This is a genomic window from Pseudorhodobacter wandonensis (assembly GCF_001202035.1).
In the GTDB taxonomy this organism is placed as follows: Bacteria; Pseudomonadota; Alphaproteobacteria; order Rhodobacterales; family Rhodobacteraceae; genus Pseudorhodobacter; species Pseudorhodobacter wandonensis.
Window position 1 is genome coordinate 515,128 of record NZ_LGHT01000044.1, and the last position, 21,447, is coordinate 536,574.

Annotated in this window: 12 protein-coding genes; 11 read left to right on the top strand and 1 reads right to left on the bottom strand. The window is 61.6% G+C overall.

Annotation, left to right across the window (positions count from 1 at the left end; translation table 11 throughout):
- Positions 1-215: 215 nt before the first annotated feature.
- From AKU79_RS17415 to uvrC, 11 genes are all read left to right on the top strand, one after another.
- Positions 216-6,593, top strand: coding sequence for a type I polyketide synthase (locus tag AKU79_RS17415; RefSeq protein WP_050524812.1), 6,378 nt, complete (start codon positions 216-218; stop codon positions 6,591-6,593).
- A gap of 3 nt (positions 6,594-6,596) precedes the next feature.
- Positions 6,597-7,595, top strand: coding sequence for a glycosyltransferase family 2 protein (locus tag AKU79_RS17420; protein WP_050524813.1), 999 nt, complete (start codon positions 6,597-6,599; stop codon positions 7,593-7,595).
- A gap of 27 nt (positions 7,596-7,622) precedes the next feature.
- On the top strand, positions 7,623-12,185 hold the full coding sequence (locus AKU79_RS17425) for a MupA/Atu3671 family FMN-dependent luciferase-like monooxygenase (protein WP_082224088.1): 4,563 nt from the start codon (positions 7,623-7,625) through the stop codon (positions 12,183-12,185).
- Complete coding sequence (locus AKU79_RS17430) at positions 12,185-12,829, top strand: 4'-phosphopantetheinyl transferase family protein (protein ID WP_050524814.1); 645 nt, start codon at positions 12,185-12,187, stop codon at positions 12,827-12,829. Before AKU79_RS17425 ends, AKU79_RS17430 begins: the two co-directional genes overlap by 1 nt.
- 114 nt (positions 12,830-12,943) lie before the next feature.
- Positions 12,944-13,207 (top strand): hypothetical protein, encoded by a 264-nt coding sequence (locus AKU79_RS17435; protein WP_050524892.1) that lies wholly within the window; start codon positions 12,944-12,946, stop codon positions 13,205-13,207.
- A 133-nt stretch (positions 13,208-13,340) separates the two neighbouring features.
- Positions 13,341-15,026, top strand: a complete 1,686-nt coding sequence (locus tag AKU79_RS17440) for a peptidoglycan-binding domain-containing protein (protein WP_050524815.1) — start codon at positions 13,341-13,343, stop codon at positions 15,024-15,026.
- Between the two features lie 121 nt (positions 15,027-15,147).
- Positions 15,148-15,972 (top strand): S49 family peptidase, encoded by an 825-nt coding sequence (locus AKU79_RS17445; protein WP_050524816.1) that lies wholly within the window; start codon positions 15,148-15,150, stop codon positions 15,970-15,972.
- Positions 15,972-16,163 carry a hypothetical protein gene (locus tag AKU79_RS19580; RefSeq protein ID WP_050524817.1) on the top strand — a complete coding sequence of 64 codons (192 nt, stop codon included), beginning with the start codon at positions 15,972-15,974 and terminating at the stop codon, positions 16,161-16,163. Before AKU79_RS17445 ends, AKU79_RS19580 begins: the two co-directional genes overlap by 1 nt.
- An 8-nt stretch (positions 16,164-16,171) precedes the next feature.
- Positions 16,172-17,113: a calcium/sodium antiporter gene (locus AKU79_RS17455; RefSeq protein WP_050524818.1), complete on the top strand. Its 942-nt coding sequence runs from the start codon at positions 16,172-16,174 to the stop codon at positions 17,111-17,113.
- Positions 17,114-17,893, top strand: a complete 780-nt coding sequence (locus AKU79_RS17460) for an SDR family oxidoreductase (protein ID WP_050524819.1) — start codon at positions 17,114-17,116, stop codon at positions 17,891-17,893.
- Between the two features lie 311 nt (positions 17,894-18,204).
- Positions 18,205-20,070: an excinuclease ABC subunit UvrC gene (uvrC, locus tag AKU79_RS17465; RefSeq protein ID WP_156209853.1), complete on the top strand. Its 1,866-nt coding sequence runs from the start codon at positions 18,205-18,207 to the stop codon at positions 20,068-20,070.
- 324 nt (positions 20,071-20,394) lie between these two features.
- Here the strand turns inward: uvrC and AKU79_RS17470 are convergent, their stop codons facing one another.
- A complete protein-coding gene (locus tag AKU79_RS17470; protein ID WP_050524894.1) occupies positions 20,395-21,384 on the bottom strand; it encodes an asparaginase in 990 nt (329 codons plus the stop codon).
- Between the last annotated feature and the right edge of the window lie 63 nt (positions 21,385-21,447).

The window sequence follows — 21,447 nt, forward strand, 5'->3', positions numbered from 1 at the left end:
CCCCCTTTTTGATGCCCCGCAGGCGGCCAAGGCGGCATCAATATGGCATCACCGCGGCATTGTCGCTGTTGGTGCAATGATCGGTCTGCGCGCGTGTTGCGGGTATTCAAATAGCGTTGTTTGGGGTAAATTTGGCACAATTGAATAAGTGGTTGTAGCGGTGTCAGCGTAAGGCCCCGAGTATTTGACGATGTGAAAGGGCCAAGGCGGTCATTATGACAAACGTGGCAAACCGGACGGAACTGGGTGAAAACGATATCGCGATTGTGGGCATGGCCGCGCATCTTCCGGGGGCAGGGTCTGTTTCGCAATACTGGGCCAATCTTGCCGCCGGTGTCGAAAGCATCCGCCAGTTGTCCGAGGCCGAGCTGCTGGCCGCTGGCGAAAGCCCCGCCCGCATGCGCCACCGCAACTATGTGCCCGCCGCCGCGCCATTGGATAATTTTGACCATTTCGACGCCGAGTTTTTCGGCTTTTCCCCCAAAGAGGCCGCGATCCTTGACCCCCAGCACCGCCAATTCCTAGAGGTGGCGTGGGAGGCGTTAGAGGATGCAGGCCACCCGCCTGAATCCTTCGCCGGAACTATCGGGGTTTATGGCGGCTGCGGCATGGGCAGCTATTTCTATTTCAACCTGTGTTCCAACCCTGATCTGGTTGAAAACACCGGTATGTTTTTGCTGCGCCACACCGGCAATGACAAAGATTTCCTGTCCACCCGCGTCAGCCATATCTTTGATCTGAAAGGCCCCAGCATCAACGTGCAAACGGCGTGTTCGACGTCGTTGGTCGCCGTGCATTACGCGGCGCAAGCCTTGCTGACGGGCGAATGTGACATGGCGCTGGCAGGCGGCGTAACGATAGAACTGCCACAAGGCAGGGGCTACATCTTTAACGACGGCGAAATCCTGTCGCCCGACGGCCATTGCCACGCCTTTGACGCATCGGCCCAAGGCACGGTTTTCGGCTCGGGCGCGGGTGTGGTTGTGCTGCGTCGCGCGCTGGATGCGGTGCGCGATGGCGATCATATCTGGGCCATCATCAAAGGCTCGGCCGTCAATAACGATGGCTCTGCCAAGGCAGGCTATCTGGCCCCGTCCGTCGATGGCCAAGCCCGCGCGATTGCCGAGGCGCAGGCGATTGCTGGCGTGACGGCCGACACGATCGACTATATCGAATGCCACGGCACCGGCACCTTCCTTGGCGACCCGATTGAGGTTGCAGCCCTGACCGAGGCCTTTGCCGAAACTACCGACGAGGTCGGGTTTTGCCGCATCGGTTCGGTGAAAACCAATATCGGCCATCTGGATACAGCAGCCGGTGTCGCCAGCCTGATCAAGGCCAGCCTGTCGCTGCACCACGGCCAAATGCCGCCCAGCCTGAACTATACCTCGCCAAACCCCTCGATTGATTTTGAATCCAGCCCCTTTCGCGTCAATGACCGCCTGACAGATTGGCCCCACCGCAAAGGCCCGCGCCGTGCGGGCGTCAACTCGCTGGGCGTTGGCGGCACCAATGCGCATGTGGTGCTTGAGGAAGCCCCCGCCCGCGCGCCGAGCGCCGACAGCGATTGGCCGTTTCAACTGCTGGTGCTTTCTGCCAAATCCAAGGCCGCCTTGGACGGGCAGGCCAAAAACCTTGCCGCCCATTTGCGCGCGCACCCCGAACAGCCGCTTGCCGATGTGGCATGGACGCTGAAACACGGTCGCCGCGCCTTTGAAAAACGCCGCGTGATCGTGGCCGAAAACCACACCGCCGCCGCTGATCTGCTAGAGGGCAAAGACCCGCGCCGCATCTTTAACCATGACCACTTGGATGCCCCCGATGTGGTGTTCATGTTCCCCGGTGGTGGTGCGCAATATGCAGGCATGGCGCGCGATCTTTACGCAACCGAGCCCGAGTTTGCCGATTGGATGGACCGTGGTTTGGACATCCTGCAACCCAAACTCGACTACGACATCCGCAATCTATGGCTGCCCGAAAAGGGGGCCGAGGGTGCAGCAAATGACGCGCTGAAAAAGCCGTCTGTGCAACTGCCGCTGATTATGATCACCGAATATGCGCTGGCAAAGCTGTACCAGTCTTGGGGCGTTGAACCGCAGGCCTTGGTCGGCCATTCAATGGGTGAAAATACCGCCGCCTGTCTGGCAGGGGTAATCAGCTTTCAGGATTGCATCGGCTTGGTGCATCTGCGCGGCACATTGTTTGATACAGTGCCCGCGGGTGGGATGCTGTCAATCCCGCTGGATGCGGCGCAGCTGCGCCCGATGCTTGCACCCGATCTGGATATGGCATCTGTGAACGCGCCGGGCCTTTGCGTGGTATCCGGCCCCGATGCGGCGCTAAAGGCGCTGGCCGAAACATTGGCGGCGCAAGAGGTGGAAACCCAGCGCATCGCGATTGACATCGCCGCCCATTCCAAAATGCTGGAACCCATCCTTGCCCGCTTTGGCGATTACCTGCGATCAATCCCTCTGCATGCCCCGCAACTGCCAATCATTTCCAACCGCACAGGTTTGGCGCTAACCACCGCACAGGCCACCGACCCCGAATACTGGGTCGCCCATCTGCGCAACACTGTCAACTTTGCCGCCTGTATGGAGACGCTGAAAACCCCCAACCGTGTCTATCTGGAAATGGGGCCGGGCCGCACGATGTCATCACTGGCCCAAGCCAATGGCGTGCCTGCGGGCCAAGTGATCGCGGCCCTGCGACACCCAGAACAAATCATCCCCGATGACCAATGGCATATCGCCACCATCGGGCGGCTTTGGGCCTGCGGGATTGATGCCGATTGGACGCCGATCTGGGGCGATGCTGCCCGCCAGCGCGTGCCACTGCCAACCTATGCCTTTCAACGCAAACAATATTATATCGAACCGGGGCAGGCGGCAGCAACAACCCCCGACCTGCCAATGCGGGTGCAGGATGTGGCGCAATGGGGCTGGCAAACCCATTGGCGGCCCCGCGCAGTCGAAACCGATGTGGATATAGAGGCGGGTTTGAATGAGACCGCCCCGCAAACATGGCTCGTGTTCATCGATGCCGCAGGTCTGGCCGAGGCCGCCTTTGCCCCGCTGGCCGCAGCCGGCCATAGGGTCATCCCCGTACGCCCCGGTGACGCGTTCGGTGCAGATGGCAAGGGCGGCTACCGGCTTGCCCCCGAACGCGGCCGCGAAGGCTATGACGCGCTGCTGCAAGACCTTATCGCGCACGGGAACACGCCCGACCGTATCGCGCATTTCTGGCTGGTGACCAACGGAGAAACCTTCCGCCCCGGTTCCAGCTTTTTCCATCGCAATATTGAACAGGGGTTCTATTCACTGATGTTCCTGGGCCAAGCCTTGGCCGAGGAAAACCTTGCCCAACCGCCACATATTACAGTGTTTACCAATGGCGCGGTGCAACTGCGGGCCGAGGGACTGCCACACCCCGAAAAGGCGATGATCGCAGGCCCCGCAATGGTGATCCCGCGCGAGGTGCCGGGGGCAACCTGCAGCACGCTTGATCTGCAACTGCCCGCCCGCCCACGCCGTGGCAAACCCGATTTTGCGGCGCTGGTCCCGCAAGTGCTGGATGAATTGCTGGCACTGCCCGCCAACCATACGGCGGCCCTGCGCGGGGCAAAACGGCTGGAGAAGGGCGTAAAACCCGCCGCTCTGCCCGAAACCCCGCTGACCATGCCGCAAGGTGCGCCGGTGCTGCTGACGGGCGGCTTTGGCGGTATCGGCCTGACGCTGGCGGAAAAGCTGATCACCGACCACGGCGCGAAAATCGCCCTGATCGCGCGTCGGCCTTTGCCGACCCGCGCCGATTGGCCCGCCTATCTGGCCAAACACAGCCCCTCGGATGCCACCAGCCGCCGCATCCTTGCCCTGCAACGCCTAGAGGGTCTGGGCGGCGAGGTTCTGGTGCTGGCGGCCGATGTGACCAACGCCCAAGAAATGCGTGCAGCGGTCGATGCTGCAACCAAAGCCCTTGGGCCGCTGCATACCGTTATCCACGCCGCAGGGGTGATTGATGACGGCCCGCTGCTGGGCAAATCCCCCGCCGCGATAGAGGAGGTTTTTGCCCCGAAACTGCATGGCACGCGGGTGCTGGACGCGCTGTTCCCCGACGGGTCGATTGACCGGCTGGTGCTGTTTTCATCAACGTCAACCGTTACCGGCCCTGCAGGGCAGGTCGATTATGTTGCGGCGAATGAATATCTGAACGCCTATGCCCAGTCGCGAAAAGGCGGCAAAACCCGTGTCACCGCGCTGAACTGGGGCATTTGGGCCGATGTTGGCATGGCGGCCGAGGCACTGGCCGAACGCACGGGAACACGGGCCGCCGCCCCTCTGCTGCCCCTCAACCTGCCGATGTTGGATAATGCCAGTTTCGACGGTGCAGGGCATCGGCTGTTCACCGCGCATCTGGGGCAGGACCGTTGGGTGCTGGATGGCCACCGCACCAAGGCGGGCCATGCGCTGATCCCCGGCACCGGCTATCTGGAAATCGCCGCCGAGGCGATGGCACATCAAGGTCTGACCACCTTTGAAATCCGCGATCTCTATTTTTTCCGCCCGCTGGATGTGCCGGATATCCGCGCCACGCTGACCCCAACAGATGAAGGCTTCGGGTTCGAGCTGCGCTCGGGCATCACCAATAAAAACCGTACCGGCTGGCAGTTGAACGCTCAGGCCCGCCTGCTGCCGCTAACTGATCCCGCGCCACACCTCGACGCAGGCATCGCCGCCCGCTGTGCGCCTGCGGAAACAGGCCAAGGCCTGCCCTCGCCGCAAGAGGCGCATCTGAGCTTTGGCCCGCGCTGGCGGGTGCTGAACAGCCGCGCCTATGGCACAGGCGAAGGTATCGCCGAACTGGCCCTGCCTGCCGCCTTTCAATCCGAGGCCGGCCCGTGGCATCTGCACCCCGCGTTGATGGATCTGGCAACCGGCTGGGCGATGGGGCTGATTTCGGGCTATCAGCCCGATCACCTTTGGGTGCCGATGTCCTATGGCAGTGTGCGGGTTTACGGCCCGCTGCCCGCGCGCATCACCTCTTGGGTGCGCAATGCCGCACCGAACCGCGCCGCAGATGCCACAGCCGTGTTCGACGTGACGCTTGCCGATGCTTCGGGCAAGGTTTGCGTTGAAATCACAGGCTTTACCATCCGCAAACTGGATGGCGCGCTGTCCTTTGCTGCCCCCGATCCGCGCGAACTGGCCTTTGACGATACAGGCGACAAACCACTGTCGCCTGCCGAGGAACGGCTTGCCCATACCTTGTCGCAAGGCATCGAACCTACCCAAGGCGCCGAGGCTTTTGCCCGTGCATTGGCGCTGGATATGCCGCAAATCATCGTGTCCTCATTGGATCTGCCCGCCCTGATCGCGCAAACCGCGCGCGTTGATGCAGCCCCGAAACAAGGCCAAAGCTTTGCCCGCCCCGACCTCGACAGCGACTATATCGCGCCGCGCAATGATATCGAGCGCAGTTTGACAGGCTTCTGGCAAGACTTGCTGGGCGTGGGCCAGGTTGGCGTGATGGATGACTTCTTCGCCCTCGGTGGCCATTCCCTGATCGCTGTGCGGCTGTTTGCCATGGTGCGCAAAACCTACCGTGTCGATTTCCCGATCTCGGTGCTGTTTGAGGCACCGACCATCGCCGCCTGTGCCGAATTGATCGAGGACCGCATCGGCCCGCAAGACAGCCAAGCTGCAACCAAGGCGGGCGGCGAGGCCCCGAAAACCAAGCGCCGCTTTACCCATCTGGTCGCCATGCATGAACGCGATGGCGGGCCGAAAACGCCGTTCTTCCTTGTTGCCGGCATGTTTGGCAACGTGCTGAACCTGCGCCACCTTGCCCAGCTGATCGGCGGCGACCGTCCGTTCTATGGTTTGCAGGCCCGCGGCCTTTATGGCGACCAGCCGCCCCATACCACCATCCCCGAGGCCGCAGCCGATTACATCGCCGAGCTGCGACAGGTGCAACCACATGGCCCCTATCTTTTGGGCGGCTTTTCCGGTGGCGGGCTGACGGCATGGGAAATGGCGCATCAACTGGAACAGGCCGGCGAAGAGGTGGCGCTGCTGACCTTGCTTGATACGCCTCTGCCGCTGCGCCCCGGCCTGTCACGCGCCGACAAAGCCGTCATCAAACTGGCCGAGCTGCGCAAACGTGGCCCCGCCTATCTGGTCGATTGGGCCCGCGCCCGCTGGGAATGGGAGCGCACAAAGAACGCCCCCAAGATTGATGCCGAAGGGGCCTTCCACAACGCCGCGATCGAGGCAGCCTTCCGCGCCGCCTTGCCTTTGTACCCCTTGCCGCTGCGCAAGGGTGCCACTGCCCTGTTCCGCCCGCCGCTTGATCTGCACTGGCAGGTCACAGGTGGCAACTGGGTCAGCGCCGCCAAGGAATATGTGTTCCACGACAATGACCTAACCCGTTTTGCCCCTGCACTTCAGGTGGTCGAGGTGCCGGGCGATCACGATTCCATGGTGTTGGAACCCAATGTCCGCGTGCTGGCAGGCGCCCTGCGCCGTGCGATTGCCGAAGCCGAGACCAATACGCTAGCATCACCTGTATCATCCTCTTTGGCGGCTGCGGAATAACCTATGAAAACCCTTTTGACCGTCATTCTGAACTGGCGCACGCCTGATATGACGCTGCAATCGGCCGAGGCCGCCTTGCGCGCGATGCAAGGCATCCCCGGCGCTTTGACCATCGTTGACAATGACAGCGGCGATGGCTCGTTTGAAACCCTTACCGCGCAGGTGGCGGCGCGCGGCTGGGACACGGCGCAAACGCCGGTGCGTGTTATCCAATCGGGGCATAACGGCGGCTTTGGCGCGGGCAATAACGTGGGCATCCGCGCAGGCCTGCCAGACCATGCGCGGCCCGATTATGTTTATATCCTGAACTCCGATGCCTTTCCCGATACAGGCGCCATTCGCGCGCTGTATGATCATCTGAACACCCATCCTGCTGCGGCCTTTGCCGGCAGCCATACCCTTGGCGACGATGGCATCCCCCATCGCACCGCCTTTCGGTTCCCATCTATTCTGGCGGAGTTCGAATCCTCGGTCCGCTTTGGCCCGATCAGCCGCCTGCTGCGCCGCTATATCGTCGCCCAACCGCTGCCGGATAGCACAACCTCGGTTGACTGGCTTGCCGGTGCCAGCATGATGATGCGCCAAGATGTGCTGGACCAGATCGGCCTGTTTGACGAAACGTTCTTTCTGTATTTCGAAGAGACCGAGCTGTGCCACCGCGTCATTTCTGCGGGCTATACCTGTGACTATGTTCAAACCAGCCATGTCACGCATATCGGGTCGGTTTCCACCGGTATGCGCACCTGGGCGCGAATGCCCGATTACTGGTTTGACAGCAGGCTGCATTATTTCAGCAAAACCCATGGCCGGGCCTATGCGGTTTTGGCCACAGTATCGCTGATCTTCGGGTCTATCCTTTGGCGGTTGCGGCTGTTGATCCAACGCAAAGACAAGGGCGACCCCCCGCGCTTTCTTCGTGATCTGATTGCCCATGCCGTGCGTTGGTTTACCGCCGGCACGCAACATAAAATGCCGCCCGCGCCCCGGCGGATAAATGAGTAACCTCGCCCCCGCGCGAGGAAGGAGAGTATGATGTCTCGTGCCCTGATTATCGGCAATGAATCCCTGACCATCCAATGCGCACAGGCGCTGCTGTCGCGCGGCCATTCCATCGCCGCCTTGGTCACGCGCAACGCCGATGTGCGGGCATGGGCGCAGGGCCAGGGGCTGCGGGTGGTGCCGCAAGGCGCAGATCTGGCGGACCGGTTGGCAGGGATGCACGTCGACTGGCTGCTCTCGATCGCCAACCTGAATGTAATCCCCGCGCCGGTACTGGCGCTGGCTGACCAAGCGGTGAACTTTCACGATGGCCCGTTGCCGCGCTATGCGGGCCTGAATGCCCCCGTCTGGGCGATTTTGAATAATGAGTCCCAGCATGGCATCACATGGCACCGCATGGTTACTGGCGTCGATAAAGGCACCATCCTTGCCCAAACCCTGTTTGACATCGCGCCAAATGACACCGCGCTGACGCTGAACACCAAGTGCTTCGAGGCGGCGATCAACAGCTTTCCTTCTGTGCTGGATGCGCTCGAATCCAACGCAATTGGCATCGCCCAAGACCTGACCCAACGCATCGAATATCGCCGCGCTGACCGCCCCGCCGCCGCCGCCCGACTGACCTTTACCCAAAGCGCCGATCAGGTTGCGGCATTGGTCCGCGGTTTGGATCACGGCACCTATGCCAACCCGCTCGCCATACCGAAAATCGACGTTGCAGGCCGTATCCTGCTGGTCACCAAGGCCGAGGCCTTGCCCGCAGGCAGTGGCGCAGCAGGCACCGTGACCGAGGCAAGCGAGGCCGGCCTTATCGTCACTTGCGCCACGGGGGCTGTGCATCTGTCGGGGCTGACCGATCTGAACGGCGCTGCGGTTTGCCCGAAATCCTTGGGGGGCACGCATCTCGCCAGCCCTGAAGATGGCGAAACCATTACCACAGCCATCGCCGCCGCCGCCCCGAATGAGGGCGCGATGCGCCGCGCTTTGGCCGCCCTTACGCCGCTTGATCTGCCGCAACGCAGTGCGACCGCACCCGATTGGCAAAGCCTGCCGCATGCCGCAAGCCCCTTTGCCAATGCGCTGGGCGTTGCGCGGGCCTTGGGGCAGGGCGCGGTTGATCTGGCTGTGCAATCCTTGCAGCAATCGCCCTATTTGTCGGGGTGGTCGCCGCTGCACCTTGATGCCAATGGCACCATTGAACAGGCACAAACCGCCTTTGCCACGGCACTGACCGCCGCGCAGGCCTCTGCCGGGTTCGCCATAGACCTGCCGCGCCGTGACCCTGCGCTTGCCACCATGCAAACCCCCGCCATTGGCCTGTCGGATACAGGCCCCGTGCGCGGCACCGCCATCACGCTGACGCCCGACACCCTGCATTTCGACGCGGCCAAAATTAGCGCAGCCGAGGCCGCGGCCTTTGCCGCCCGCCTGTCCACCCTAGCCGCCGCCTTGCAAACCGCCGCCCCGCAAATCCTGTGCGCCGATCTGCCCATCCTTCCGGCAGAGGAACGTGACCTGATCCTGAACCAATGGAACGCCACCGCCAAAGATTATGACCACAGCCAAACCGTGCATCAGGCGTTTGAAGCACAGGTGCAAAAAACCCCCAACGCCACCGCTGTGGTGTTTGAGGCCAAAACCCTGACCTACGCCCAGTTGAACAGCCGTGCCAACCGCGCCGCACATGTTCTGGCGGCAATGGGCGTGGCCCCCGGTACGCTCGTGGGCCTTTGCGCTACCCGCTCGCTTGATATGCTGATCGGGGCGCTGGCCATTCAAAAGGCCGGCGGCGCCTATTTGCCGATGGACCCTGCCTATCCCGCCGAACGTATCGCGCTGTTCATCGAGGATAGCGCCGCGCCGGTGATTGTCACCCAATCGGCGCTGGCAGATAGCCTGCCCACAGGCACCGCCCAAACCCTGTGCATCGACAGTGATCCCCGCATCGCAGATGCCCCCGACCATAACCCCAGCAGCGGCGTCACTGCGGGCGATCTGGCCTATATGATCTATACCTCTGGTTCGACCGGCCGGCCCAAAGGCGTAATGGTCGAACACCGCAACGTCGCCAATTTTTTCTCCGGCATGGATGACCGGATTGACCATGCCGCAGGCTCGGTCTGGTTGGCCGTCACCTCGCTGTCATTCGATATTTCGGTGTTGGAACTGTTCTGGACATTGGCGCGCGGCTTAAAGCTGGTGCTCTCATCCGATGAAAACCGCGCCTTGGTATCATCCGGCACCATCACCTCGGCCAAGGGGATGGAGTTTTCGATTTACTACTGGGGCAATGACGATGGCGCCGGCCCCAAGAAATACGAAATGTTGCTGGAAGGCGCGAAATTTGCCGATGCCCACGGCTTTTGCGCCGTCTGGACGCCCGAGCGTCACTTTCACGCCTTTGGCGGCCCTTATCCGAACCCCTCGGTCACGGGCGCTGCGGTGGCGGCCGTCACCAAAAACATCGGCGTGCGCGCGGGCTCTTGCGTGGCCCCCTTGCACCATCCGGCCCGCATCGCCGAGGAATGGGGCGTCATCGACAACCTGACCAACGGCCGCGCGGGCCTTGCGATTGCCAGCGGCTGGCACCCTGATGATTTTGTGCTGCGCCCCGAAAATACGCCGCCCAACAACCGCGATGCGATGTTCAAATCCATCGACCAAGTGCGCCGTTTGTGGCGCGGCGAAACCGTTGATTTTCCTACGGCTTCGGGTGGCACATTCGGCGTGGCCACCCAGCCGCGCCCCGTATCGCGTGAACTGCCGATCTGGGTGACCACCGCCGGCAACCCCGCCACATGGCGCGAGGCGGGCGAGATTGGCGCGAACGTCCTGACCCACCTGCTTGGGCAATCGGTTGATGAGGTCGGCGACAAAATCAAAATCTATCACGATGCCCTGCGCGGCGCGGGCCATGACCCTGCCGATTTCACCGTCACCCTGATGCTGCACACCTATATCGCCCGTGACCGCGAACTCGCGCGCGAAATATCCCGCGAACCGATGAAGGATTACCTGCGCTCGGCGGCCGGGCTGATCAAGCAATACGCCTGGGCCTTTCCCGCGTTCAAAAAGCCCGCAGGCGTCGAAAACCCGATGCAGATTGATCTGCAATCCCTGTCGGATGAGGAAAACGAGGCGATCCTCGACTTTGCCTTCAAACGGTATTTTGAGGATTCGGGCCTGTTCGGCACGGTCGATGATTGCCTTGCCCGTGTGGAAACCCTGAAGAAAATCGGCGTGACCGAGGTGGCCTGCCTGATCGACTACGGCATCGCGACGGAAACCGTGATGGAGGGGCTTTATCCGCTGGCCGAGGTGCTGCGCCGGTCCAACCAATCCGGCCCCGAGGCGCATGATTTTTCCATCGCGGCGCAGCTTGTCCGCCATAAGGTCACACATCTGCAATGCACGCCGTCAATGGCGCGGATGATTGCGATGAACGATGACAGCCGCGCCGCGCTGGCAGGCGTGAAAACCCTGATGCTGGGCGGCGAGGCGCTGCCCTCGGCCCTTGTTGCCGATCTGAATAAGGCCACGTCGGCCCATATCGAAAACATGTACGGCCCGACGGAAACCACCATCTGGTCCACGACCGAGGCCGCGCAAGCAGGGCAGGGTGTCGTGAATATCGGCACGCCCATCGCCAACACGCAGGTCTATGTGCTGGATGAGGCCCAAGCCCCCGTGCCGCTGGGCGTGGCGGGCGAGCTGTGGATCGGCGGCGATGGTGTGACGCGCGGCTATTGGCAGCGCGATGACCTGACGGCCGAACGGTTCCTGCCCAACCCGTTTCACGCGGGCCGGATGTACCGCACCGGTGACCTTGTGCGCTGGCGGGCCGATGGCAAGCTCGATTTCCTTGGCCGTGCCGACCATCAGGTCAAGCTGCGCGGCTACCGGATTGAATTGGGCGAGATTGAAACCGTGCTCGAATCCCAACCCGGCGTTGACCAAGCCGTCGTTATGGCCCGCGAAGATACCCCCGGCGATCTGCGCCTTGTGGCCTATCTGCGCGGCACAGCGACTGAGGGCAGGTTGCGCCCCGCACTTGCCGACGCGCTGCCCGCCCATATGGTGCCGCAGCATTTCGTGGCGCTTGATGCTTTTCCGCTGACGCCAAATCGCAAGGTTGACCGCAAGGCGCTGCCCGTTCCTTCGGCCACCGCTGCTCCTGCCACGGAAACCTATGTCGCGCCTATCGGCGTGGCCGAGGCGCTTGCCGCCATCTGGTCGCGGGTGTTGGGTGTGCCGAAAGTGGGTGCCAAGGATAACTTCTTTGCCATTGGCGGCCATTCGTTGCTGGCCGTTCAGGCCCACCGCGAAATCAGGGCCGAATTGGGCGCGGCCAAGCTGTCGATCACCGACATCTTCCGCTTTCCGGTGCTCGAATCCCTTGCCGCGCATATCGAAAAAACGGCCAATCCGGCCGTAAAACCTGTCGCCCAATCACAGGCAGACACAACGCCGCAACCCGCCGCTGCTTCGTCCGCAACTGACGCTGGTGAAATCACACAGCCAGAGACACGGGCAGATGCGCGGGCCGATGCGATGGCGCGCCGCCGTGCCATGCGGGCGCGGGTGAATGGCTGATGCCCGATCTTGCGGCCCTTACGGCAACGGCAAGGGGGCTTTTACCCGCCAGCATTGCAGTGGCCGCAACCGACCCGACCCAACCCGCGCCTCCGCTCTGGCGCGGCGAGGCGCTGCCCAAAGCCGTTGATGCCCGCCAGCGCGAATTTGCAGCGGGCCGCCAAGCCGCCCGCGTGGCAATGGCGCAACTGGGCCTGCCGCAACAGGCCATCCCTATCGCTGCCAACCGCGCGCCCATCTGGCCGTGTGGTATCAGCGGCTCGATCACCCATAGCGCCAGCCTTTGCCTTGCGGCCGTCACTGCGGCACCGCACCTGATCGGCATCGATCTGGAACCGGCAACCCCGCTGGATTTCAATTTGTGGGATACGGTTTTGCTGCCCGACGAACGCGCGGCGCTGATGCATTTGCCCGACGCGGCACGTATCGCCAAGCTGATCTTTTCGGCCAAAGAGGCCGCCTATAAGGCGCAATACCCCCGCTCTCAAACCCTGTTCGGGTTTGAGGTGATCCATATCACCCTTGGCACCAACAATTTTACCGCCCGTTTCACCCAAACGGTGCCCGGCTTTGCCGCAGGTTACACGCTGACCGGCCAATATGCGCAAACCCAAGGCCACTACCTGACCGTAGTGACCGGCTGACACGCCCATAATCAATTTCTTCTATATGTTGGCAAAAACGTCCCCTATCCTTGCATCACAGCAAAAGCGTGCCATGTTGCAGGTAAAAGTGAGGTTAATATGTCATCAGCCGCTGTGAAAAAGGCTATCGCCATCACCAATGTTATCGCTTGGGCGGGGTTCTGGGCCTTTGGCTACCTGGCCCTGTCTGCCGATTGGACCGATACGGCCCAGGTTACCATCGCCTTTATTCTTGCAGCGCTTGGCGGTGGCTTGGGTATGTGGGCCTATCTGCGTCTGGTGCGCTATAGCGAAGAAAGCGGCTATGCGCCAACACCCCCGCGCGCCGACAGATCGCATCTGGAACAGGACTATCAGTCCTCGATCACCAAACCCTAAGGCGCGAATTTGGCAAAATATCGCCCAAGCGCCATACCCTGCCCACCCGAATGGCGTTAGGCCTTTGAACCTGACGCGAAACCGCTAAGCTTACGATCAAGGGCCCGCAATCCGGCCCAAAGGAGGAAGTGTTATGCGCAGATTTTCCGTTGCAATCTTGATGGGGCTTGCCCTTGGCGCGGCTCCGCTTTGGGCGGAGGATCGCTCGCTTGTCATCGGCAATGATCCGGTTGATCCGACCAGCACAGTTGCCGTCGCAAGCGAGGTGTTTCGCATTTCGCGGGCGCTGAACACAGCAGGTTTCACCACGCTGGACGGCAGCAATCTGGATACAGACGCGCTGCGCGGCCGCATGGGGCAGGTTTTGCGCGATCTGGGGCCAACAGATACGCTGGTCATTCTGTTGGCCGGTGATTTTGCGCATTCCGACCGCCAATCATGGTTTCTGTCACCCGATCCCACCGATCCGCTGACGCTGGCCACCATCGGCGCAACAGCGATCAACCTCGCGACGGTGTTTGATATCGCGGCCCTTGCGCCGGGGCGGGCGCTGGTGATGCTTGGCACCGATGGCAATCGCCTGCCGCTGGGGCGCGGGCTGACTGCCGGCCTTGGCGATCTGGCAATTCCGCAAGGCGTGGCCGTGGTACAGGGCGGCACCGCCGATCTGTCACGCTTTGCGCAATCAGGGCTGACAACACGCGGCCAAAGCCTTGCGCAAATGCTGCGTGGCGCCCGTAATCTGACAGGCAGCGGGTTTTTGCCCCAAGGCATCGCCTTCCGCGAGATGCAGGCCAGCGCAAACCCTGTGACACCGGCCAAAACGGCTGATGCCGAGAAAACCCGCGCCCAAGAGGTCGCCGCATGGGCCGCTGCGCAAAAGGCAGGTACCATCGCGGCCTATCAGGCCTTTGTGCAAACCTATCCCGCCAGCCCCAACTACCGCGCGGCCATGACCGAGCTGACCCGCCTGCGCAACGACCCCACGCTTTTGGCCCAAACGGCCGAGGAAGCGATGAACCTCAGCCGCGACCAGCGCCGCGCCATTCAGCGCCAGCTTACGCTGCTGGGGTTTGATACGCGCGGCGTAGATGGCATCTTGGGCCGCGGCAGCCGCGCCGCCATAACCGCTTGGCAAAAGGCGCAAAATACCCCCGCGACAGGCTATCTGTCGGCGCTCGAACTTGACCGGCTTGCCGCCGCCGCCGACCGCCGCGCGGCCGAGCTAGAGGCCGAAGCCGCCGCCCGCCAAGCCCAGCTTGACCGTGAGGACCGCAGTTTTTGGGAACGCAGCGGGGCCAGTGGCGCCGAGGATGGCTTGCGCACCTATCTGCGCCAATACCCTGACGGGCTTTATGCCGATATCGCCACCAACCGCCTTGCCGCCTTTGATCTTGCCCGCCAAAATCAGGCCGCCGCAGCCGATCGTGCGGCATGGCAACAGGCCGAACAGACCAACACAAGTGACAGCTACACCGAATATCTGACCCAATTTCCGCAAGGCGCATTCGTTGCCGAGGCCCAAACCCGCATTGCCGCCGCACAAGAGGCCGAGGGCGTTGGTGACCGAGGCGAGGCCCGCGCCGCAGCCCAAGCCGCCGAGGATGCGCTGGGCCTGAACCCCCTGACCCGCCGCCTGATCGAAGAACGTCTGGCCGGTCTTGGCTTTGATCCCGGTACCGCCGATGGCGAGTTTGATGAAAAATCCCGCCGCGCCATCCGCCGCTTTCAAAAGGCGCGCGGCCAAGAGGTAACCGGTTATATCGACCAAACCGGCATCGTGGCCCTGCTGGCCGGCGCAATCATCGGCGGCAACTAACCTCTGGGGGCGGCGCAATTGGCCACACAACCGCCGCCCCCGAACCGCAAAAAAGCAGCACTGCGCAAGAATTCGCAGTTGCCTTCTTGTAGCAAGGGCCTGCGCGGCATACATCACGGCCATGCGCAAATTTATCCCCTTCACGAAAAAACCGCCCGTTGTCCCCGTTATCCGGCTGTCTGGCAGCATCGGAAGCGGCGGTCGTTTCAGCCCCGCTTTGTCCGACGCAGGCCTTGCACAGCAAATAGAGCGGGCCTTTCGCCGTGGCAAACCGGCAGCGGTGGCCTTGGTCATCAATTCGCCCGGCGGGTCACCCGTGCAATCCAGCCTGATTGCCGCCCGCATCCGGCGGCTGGCCGATGAAAAGGGCATCCCCGTTCATGCTTTTGTCGAGGATGTCGCGGCCTCGGGTGGCTATTGGCTGGCCTGTGCCGCCGATAATATCTGGGTCGATAACAGCTCGATCGTCGGCTCGATCGGCGTCATCTTTGCCAGCTTTGGCTTTCCGGGCCTGATGGCAAAGCACGGGGTCGAACGCCGCGTGCATACGGCCGGCACCTCAAAATCGCTGGCCGATCCGTTCCTGCCCGAAAAGCCCGAAGATGTCGCGCGGCTAAAGGCCATGCAAGAACCGATCCATGCGGCCTTTATCGAACATGTCAAATCGCGGCGCGGGCAGCGGCTGTCTACGACGACAGACTTGTTCAACGCCGGTATCTGGGTGGGGCAGGGCGCTGTCGATGTCGGGCTGGCCGATGGCGTGGCGCATCTGGTGCCCAAGATGAAGGCGCTTTACGGCGACAAGGTCGTGTTTAACGTGATTGGCGAACGCAAAACCCTGCTGCAACGCTTTGGCGTCAGCTTTGGCGGGGTCGGCGCTTCGCTCGCATCCGGCGCACTGGCCGAGGTCGAAGACCGCTCGCTCTGGGCGCGTTACGGCTTATAATGATCAAAGTCGTCACAATATTCCTTATCGTGATCGTCACTTTGGCGATGTTCGGCAAATTGGGCTGGCTGGGCACACTTGCCCCCAAAGGCCTGCGCCGCGCCAAGCCCAAACTCTGCAAGAAATGCGGCCGTCATATCATCGGCTCCAAAGGTTGCGATTGCGACCGTCTTCCCCCTAAAAAAGGATAGTCCCGTCGATGCTGATGGATATTGGGTATGTGGTCGCAGGGCTTATCCTGCTGGTGCTGGCGGGTGATGCGCTGGTGCGCGGCGCGGTTAACCTTAGCCTGCGCTTGGGCATTCCGCCGCTGATCGTCGGGCTTACGGTTGTGGCTTTTGGCACCTCGGCGCCCGAGCTGCTGGTGTCGGTCAAGGCTGTTATGGATAACGCGCCGGGCATTGCGCTGGGCAATGTCGTCGGGTCCAACATCGCCAATATCCTGCTGGTGCTGGGCATTCCTGCGATCATTTCCACCATCCATTCCAGCGATCTGGGGGTCACGCGCGGGTTTATCACCATGCTGGCCTCGGCCGCGCTGTTCATCGCGCTGTGTTTTCTTGGCCCTATCACCTGGTGGCACGGTTTGATCTTGCTGGCCGGTCTGGCCTTGATGATTTTTGACAATATCCGCACCGCCCGCAGCGCCCGCATTGCTGCCAAAGCCGACGATCTTGAAGGTGCAGACCCATCTGCCCCGTGGTGGAAAATCATCGCGTTTCTGGTCGTGGGCCTGATCGGCCTGCCGCTGGGTGCGAATTATCTGGTCGAAGGCGCCGCCAGCATCGCCCGCGTCTTTGGCATATCGGAAACCGTGATCGGGCTTACACTGGTTGCCATTGGTACATCGCTGCCCGAACTGGCCACATCGATCATCGCGGCGTTCAAAAAACAAGCCGATGTGGCGATGGGCAATGTGATCGGCTCGAACGTGTTTAACCTGCTGGGGATAATTGGTGTCGCGGGCTTTGTCGGGGAAATCCCTGTACCCGACCAAATGCTGCACTACGACCTGTGGGTCATGGCGGCAGTGTCTTTGCTGCTGGTGCCGTTCATCCTGATGCGTCACCATATCACCCGCACGGTGGGTATCGTCTTTGTCGCGGCCTATGCCGCCTATACTTTGTCATTGGTGGTCTGAATGGCACGTGCACTTATCACCGGCGCAGGGCGTCGCTTGGGCCGCGCGATGGCGCTTTATCTGGCAGGGCGGGGGCATGACATCGCCGTCCATTACGCCAGCTCGCAGGCCGAGGCCGACAGCCTCGTGGCCGAGATCACCGCCATGGGCCAGAACGCCGTCGCCGTGCAGGCCGACCTGCTGGATGATGCCCAAACGGAAACCCTGATCCCCCGCGCCACAGCGGCATTGGGTGGCCCGTTGACAGTGCTAATCAATAACGCCTCGATCTTTGAATATGACACCATCACCAGCGCCACGCGCCGCAGCTGGGACAGGCATATCGGGTCAAACCTGCGGGCACCGTTCCTGCTGACGCAGGCCTTTGCCGCGCAGGCCTTGCCCGCCTTGACCGATGAAAACGGCGAATCGCTCGCCCCTTCGCTGATCATCAACATGGTCGATCAACGAGTCCGCAAACTGACCCCCGAATTTATGACCTACACTTTGGCGAAAATGGGGCTTTGGGCGCTAACCCAAACCACCGCGCAGGCGCTTGCACCTGCCATTCGCGTCAATGCCATCGGCCCCGGACCCACGCTAAAAGGCGCGCGGCAAACCGATGCGCATTTCTCTGGCCAACGCGCCAGTACCATCCTGAAACGCGGCGCAAATCCTGCCGATGTGACTGCGGCGCTTGGGTTTTTCCTCGATGCACCTGCGGTCACAGGGCAGCTTATTTGCGTTGATGGCGGGCAGCATCTGGGGTGGAAAACGCCCGATATCCTTGGGGTGGAATAGGCGCACCGGCTTACCCTGCGACAAGTTGTGCACTCCCCCTGCAAGTACTACGATTTTGTGACGATTTGTCCTTTCATATCAGGGCTTTGCCACGGTCAAAAAATAATTACATTTAATAACAGTGGGTTACAGGATCGCCTATTTTTTAGGCGAACCGCTGAAGAGGCCTAAAAACAAGGGTAAAACAGCCTTCACAGATTAGTTTCAACAGAGTTATCCACAGAAAACGGGGATAGGTTTGCCCTTGCCCTTGCTCCAATATCATTGCAGCACGAAGGGGAATCGATATGACGCAGAAAGGATGATTCAGCGTGATACAAGACGGGCCAAGCATCGCGACCGGTCATGAGGTCATTCAGGCCTATTTGAAAACGCTTGACGGCTCGCCCGGCGTATACCGGATGCTGAATGCCGCCAGCGAGGTGCTGTATGTCGGCAAGGCCCGCAACCTGCGCAACCGCGTGTCAAACTATTCGCGTATCACCGGCCATTCGGCGCGCATCCAGCGGATGATTACCGAAACCGCCTCGATGATGTTCCTGACCACGCGCACCGAAACCGAGGCACTGCTGCTGGAACAGAACCTCATCAAGCAGCTAAAGCCGCGCTACAACGTGCTGCTGCGCGATGACAAATCCTTTCCCTATATCGTCATTCCCACCGACCACCCCTTTCCGATGATCCGCAAGCATCGCGGCAAGCGCTCGGAAAAGGGTCATTACTTTGGCCCCTTCGCCTCGGCCGGTGCTGTGAACCGCACGCTGAACCAGTTGCAGCGCGTGTTCCTGCTGCGCAACTGCACCGACTCGATGTTTTCGGGCCGCACCCGCCCCTGCCTGCAATATCAGATCAAACGCTGCGCCGGCCCTTGTGTCGATAAAATCAGCGCTGGGGATTACGCAACCCTCGTCGCCGATGCCAAACGGTTTCTAGAGGGCAAAACCACCGCCGTGCAGGCCAATCTTGCGGCCGAAATGGCAAGCGCCTCGGATGCGTTGGAATTTGAACGCGCCGCCGCGCTGCGCGATCGCATCAAGGCGCTGACGCAGGTGCAATCCGCCCAAGGCATCAACCCGCGCGGCGTGTCCGAGGCCGATGTCATCGCGCTGCATCTGGAAAACGGGCAGGCCTGCGTGCAGCTGTTTTTCATCCGCGCCAACCAATCCTGGGGCAACCGCGATTTTTATCCCCGCATCCCTGCCGGGGCCGAGGAATCCGAGATTCTCGAGGCGTTCATCACCCAGTTCTATGATGATAAAGAGCCACCGCCGCTGCTGCTCTTGTCACATGCCGTCGATAACGAAGATCTGGTCTCGCAGGCCTTGGCCGAACGCGCCGGCCGCAAGGTCGAGGTGGTCGTCCCTCAACGCGGCGAAAAGGCCGAGCTGGTCGAAAACGCCGCCCGCAACGCCCGCGAAAGCCTTGCACGCAAAATGTCGGAATCTGCGACGCAAAACAAATTGCTGGCAGGCTTGGCCGAGGCATTCGATCTCGACGCACCGCCCAAACGGATAGAGGTCTATGACAACTCGCATATTCAGGGCACCAATGCCGTTGGCGGTATGATCGTGGCGGGGGCGGACGGGTTCCTGAAATCGCAATACCGCAAGTTCAACATCAAATCGGCCGCCGGTGCCAATTCCGATGACTTTGGCATGATGAAAGAGGTGCTGACCCGCCGCTTTGAACGCCTGCTGAAAGAAGACCCCGAGCGCAAATCCGATGCGTGGCCAGACCTCCTGCTGATCGACGGCGGGGCAGGGCAGGTGTCAGCCGTGGCTGAAATCATGGCCGAGCTTGGCGTCGAAGACATCGCCATGGTCGGCGTGGCCAAAGGCGTAGACCGCGATCACGGCAAGGAAGAGTTCCACCGTACAGGCCAGCGCCCCTTTGCCCTGCGCATGAACGACCCCGTGCTTTATTTCGTGCAGCGCCTGCGCGATGAGGCACACCGCTGGGCCATCGGTGCCCACCGCGCCAAACGCGCCAAAGCGGTTTCGGCCACCCCGCTGGATGACATCCCCGGCGTCGGCGCCGCCCGCAAACGCGCGCTTCTGGCGCATTTCGGCTCGGCCAAGGCGGTCTCCCGCGCCGCGATCCCCGATCTGATGGCGGTCGGCGGTATTTCCGAACCCTTGGCCCAAAAGATCTCTGATTTCTTCAACGCAAAAAACTAATCACACCTGGCCTAAGCCTCTAAAATTTAAATAAAATTTGGCTTCATCTTGGCCCAAATACCTAAAGGGCTGCGTGCCAGACACCCAAGCACGCAAACACAATTTGAAATTTCCTCAGGAACGCCGCGATCTTGCCCAGATTCCGCCACGAACCCCCGCCATACAGGTTCCAGTAGCGATCAAGGTTGGCTCGGTGACACGGACTTAATGCCCCCACCCAGGCCGGATCAACGGGCCAACCCGTTACACCGAAAAGAACGCCGTCAGCTCCGCAAATGGTGCTGACGGCGTTTCTTATTCCCCCAAGGTCAGCCCCGGCCCCGTTCAGGCAAAGCCATCCGCGACCCGCAACGAACCCGTGGCAATACCGCGCCGGTTCCGCTCTACCGTGTTCAGCACCTTGCGCGTTGCCGGATGCTCCGCCGCCAGCACGCCCAGCTTGACCAACAAAGCAGCAATCGCCAGCTCCGCCGCCCGCGTGCCGCCATCAACAATCTTCACCGCAATCCCCTTTTTCAGCTCGGGGATGATCGCCACAAACACCGCCTCGGCCCCGGTCTTGACGGCGACGCGCCCGTTCATGGCCCGCATCAGCTCGGTGCAGGCGCGGCCCTCGCCTGCCACCATCTCGGGAAATCCCATCATGCCACGCGCCAGCTTGAACGCCGCATCCTGCCGCGCATCGGCCCCTTCCTGCGCCGTGGCAAAAAACGCCATCGCCCGCGCCAGCCCATGCAGGCTGGTCGAATAGTTCGGCGCCGAACAGCCGTCGATGCCATAGCCCGCACTCGTCTCGCCTGTTACCTCCTCATGCGCCGCTTTAACCGCCAGCTGCACCGGATGGTCAGCCTCGATATATTCGGCATGCCCACCCAGATGCTTGTTCAGCATCAGAAAACCCGCATGCTTGCCCGAGCAATTGTTGTGGATCTGGCACGGGCTGCTATCGGTCTTGATCAGGCGGTCACGCTCGGCACGGTCCCTCGGCTCTTGCGGGCCACAGCGCAAATCTACCTCGCCCAGCCCCATATCGGCCAGCCAGGCCGTCACAGCCTGCGAGTGGATCGCCGCTGCATTATGACTGGCACAGACCAACCCCAACTGCCGCGCGGTCAGCCCACGGCCCGCCCCGCTTTCCATCAGGGGCAAGGCTTGCACCATCTTGCAGCTCGACCGCGGGAAAATCACCGCCGCCGGATCGCCCCAAGCTTGCTCAATCCCGCCATCCGCGCCGCAAATCACTGCATGCCCCAGATGCCTTCCTTCTAACTGACCACCACGCCATAACTCGGCTACAGCCACCGGATCCGTCATTTCTCTGCCCCTTTTCACGGTTTCCTTACCAAACATGCGCGATTTTCTGCGCATAGGGCTTTT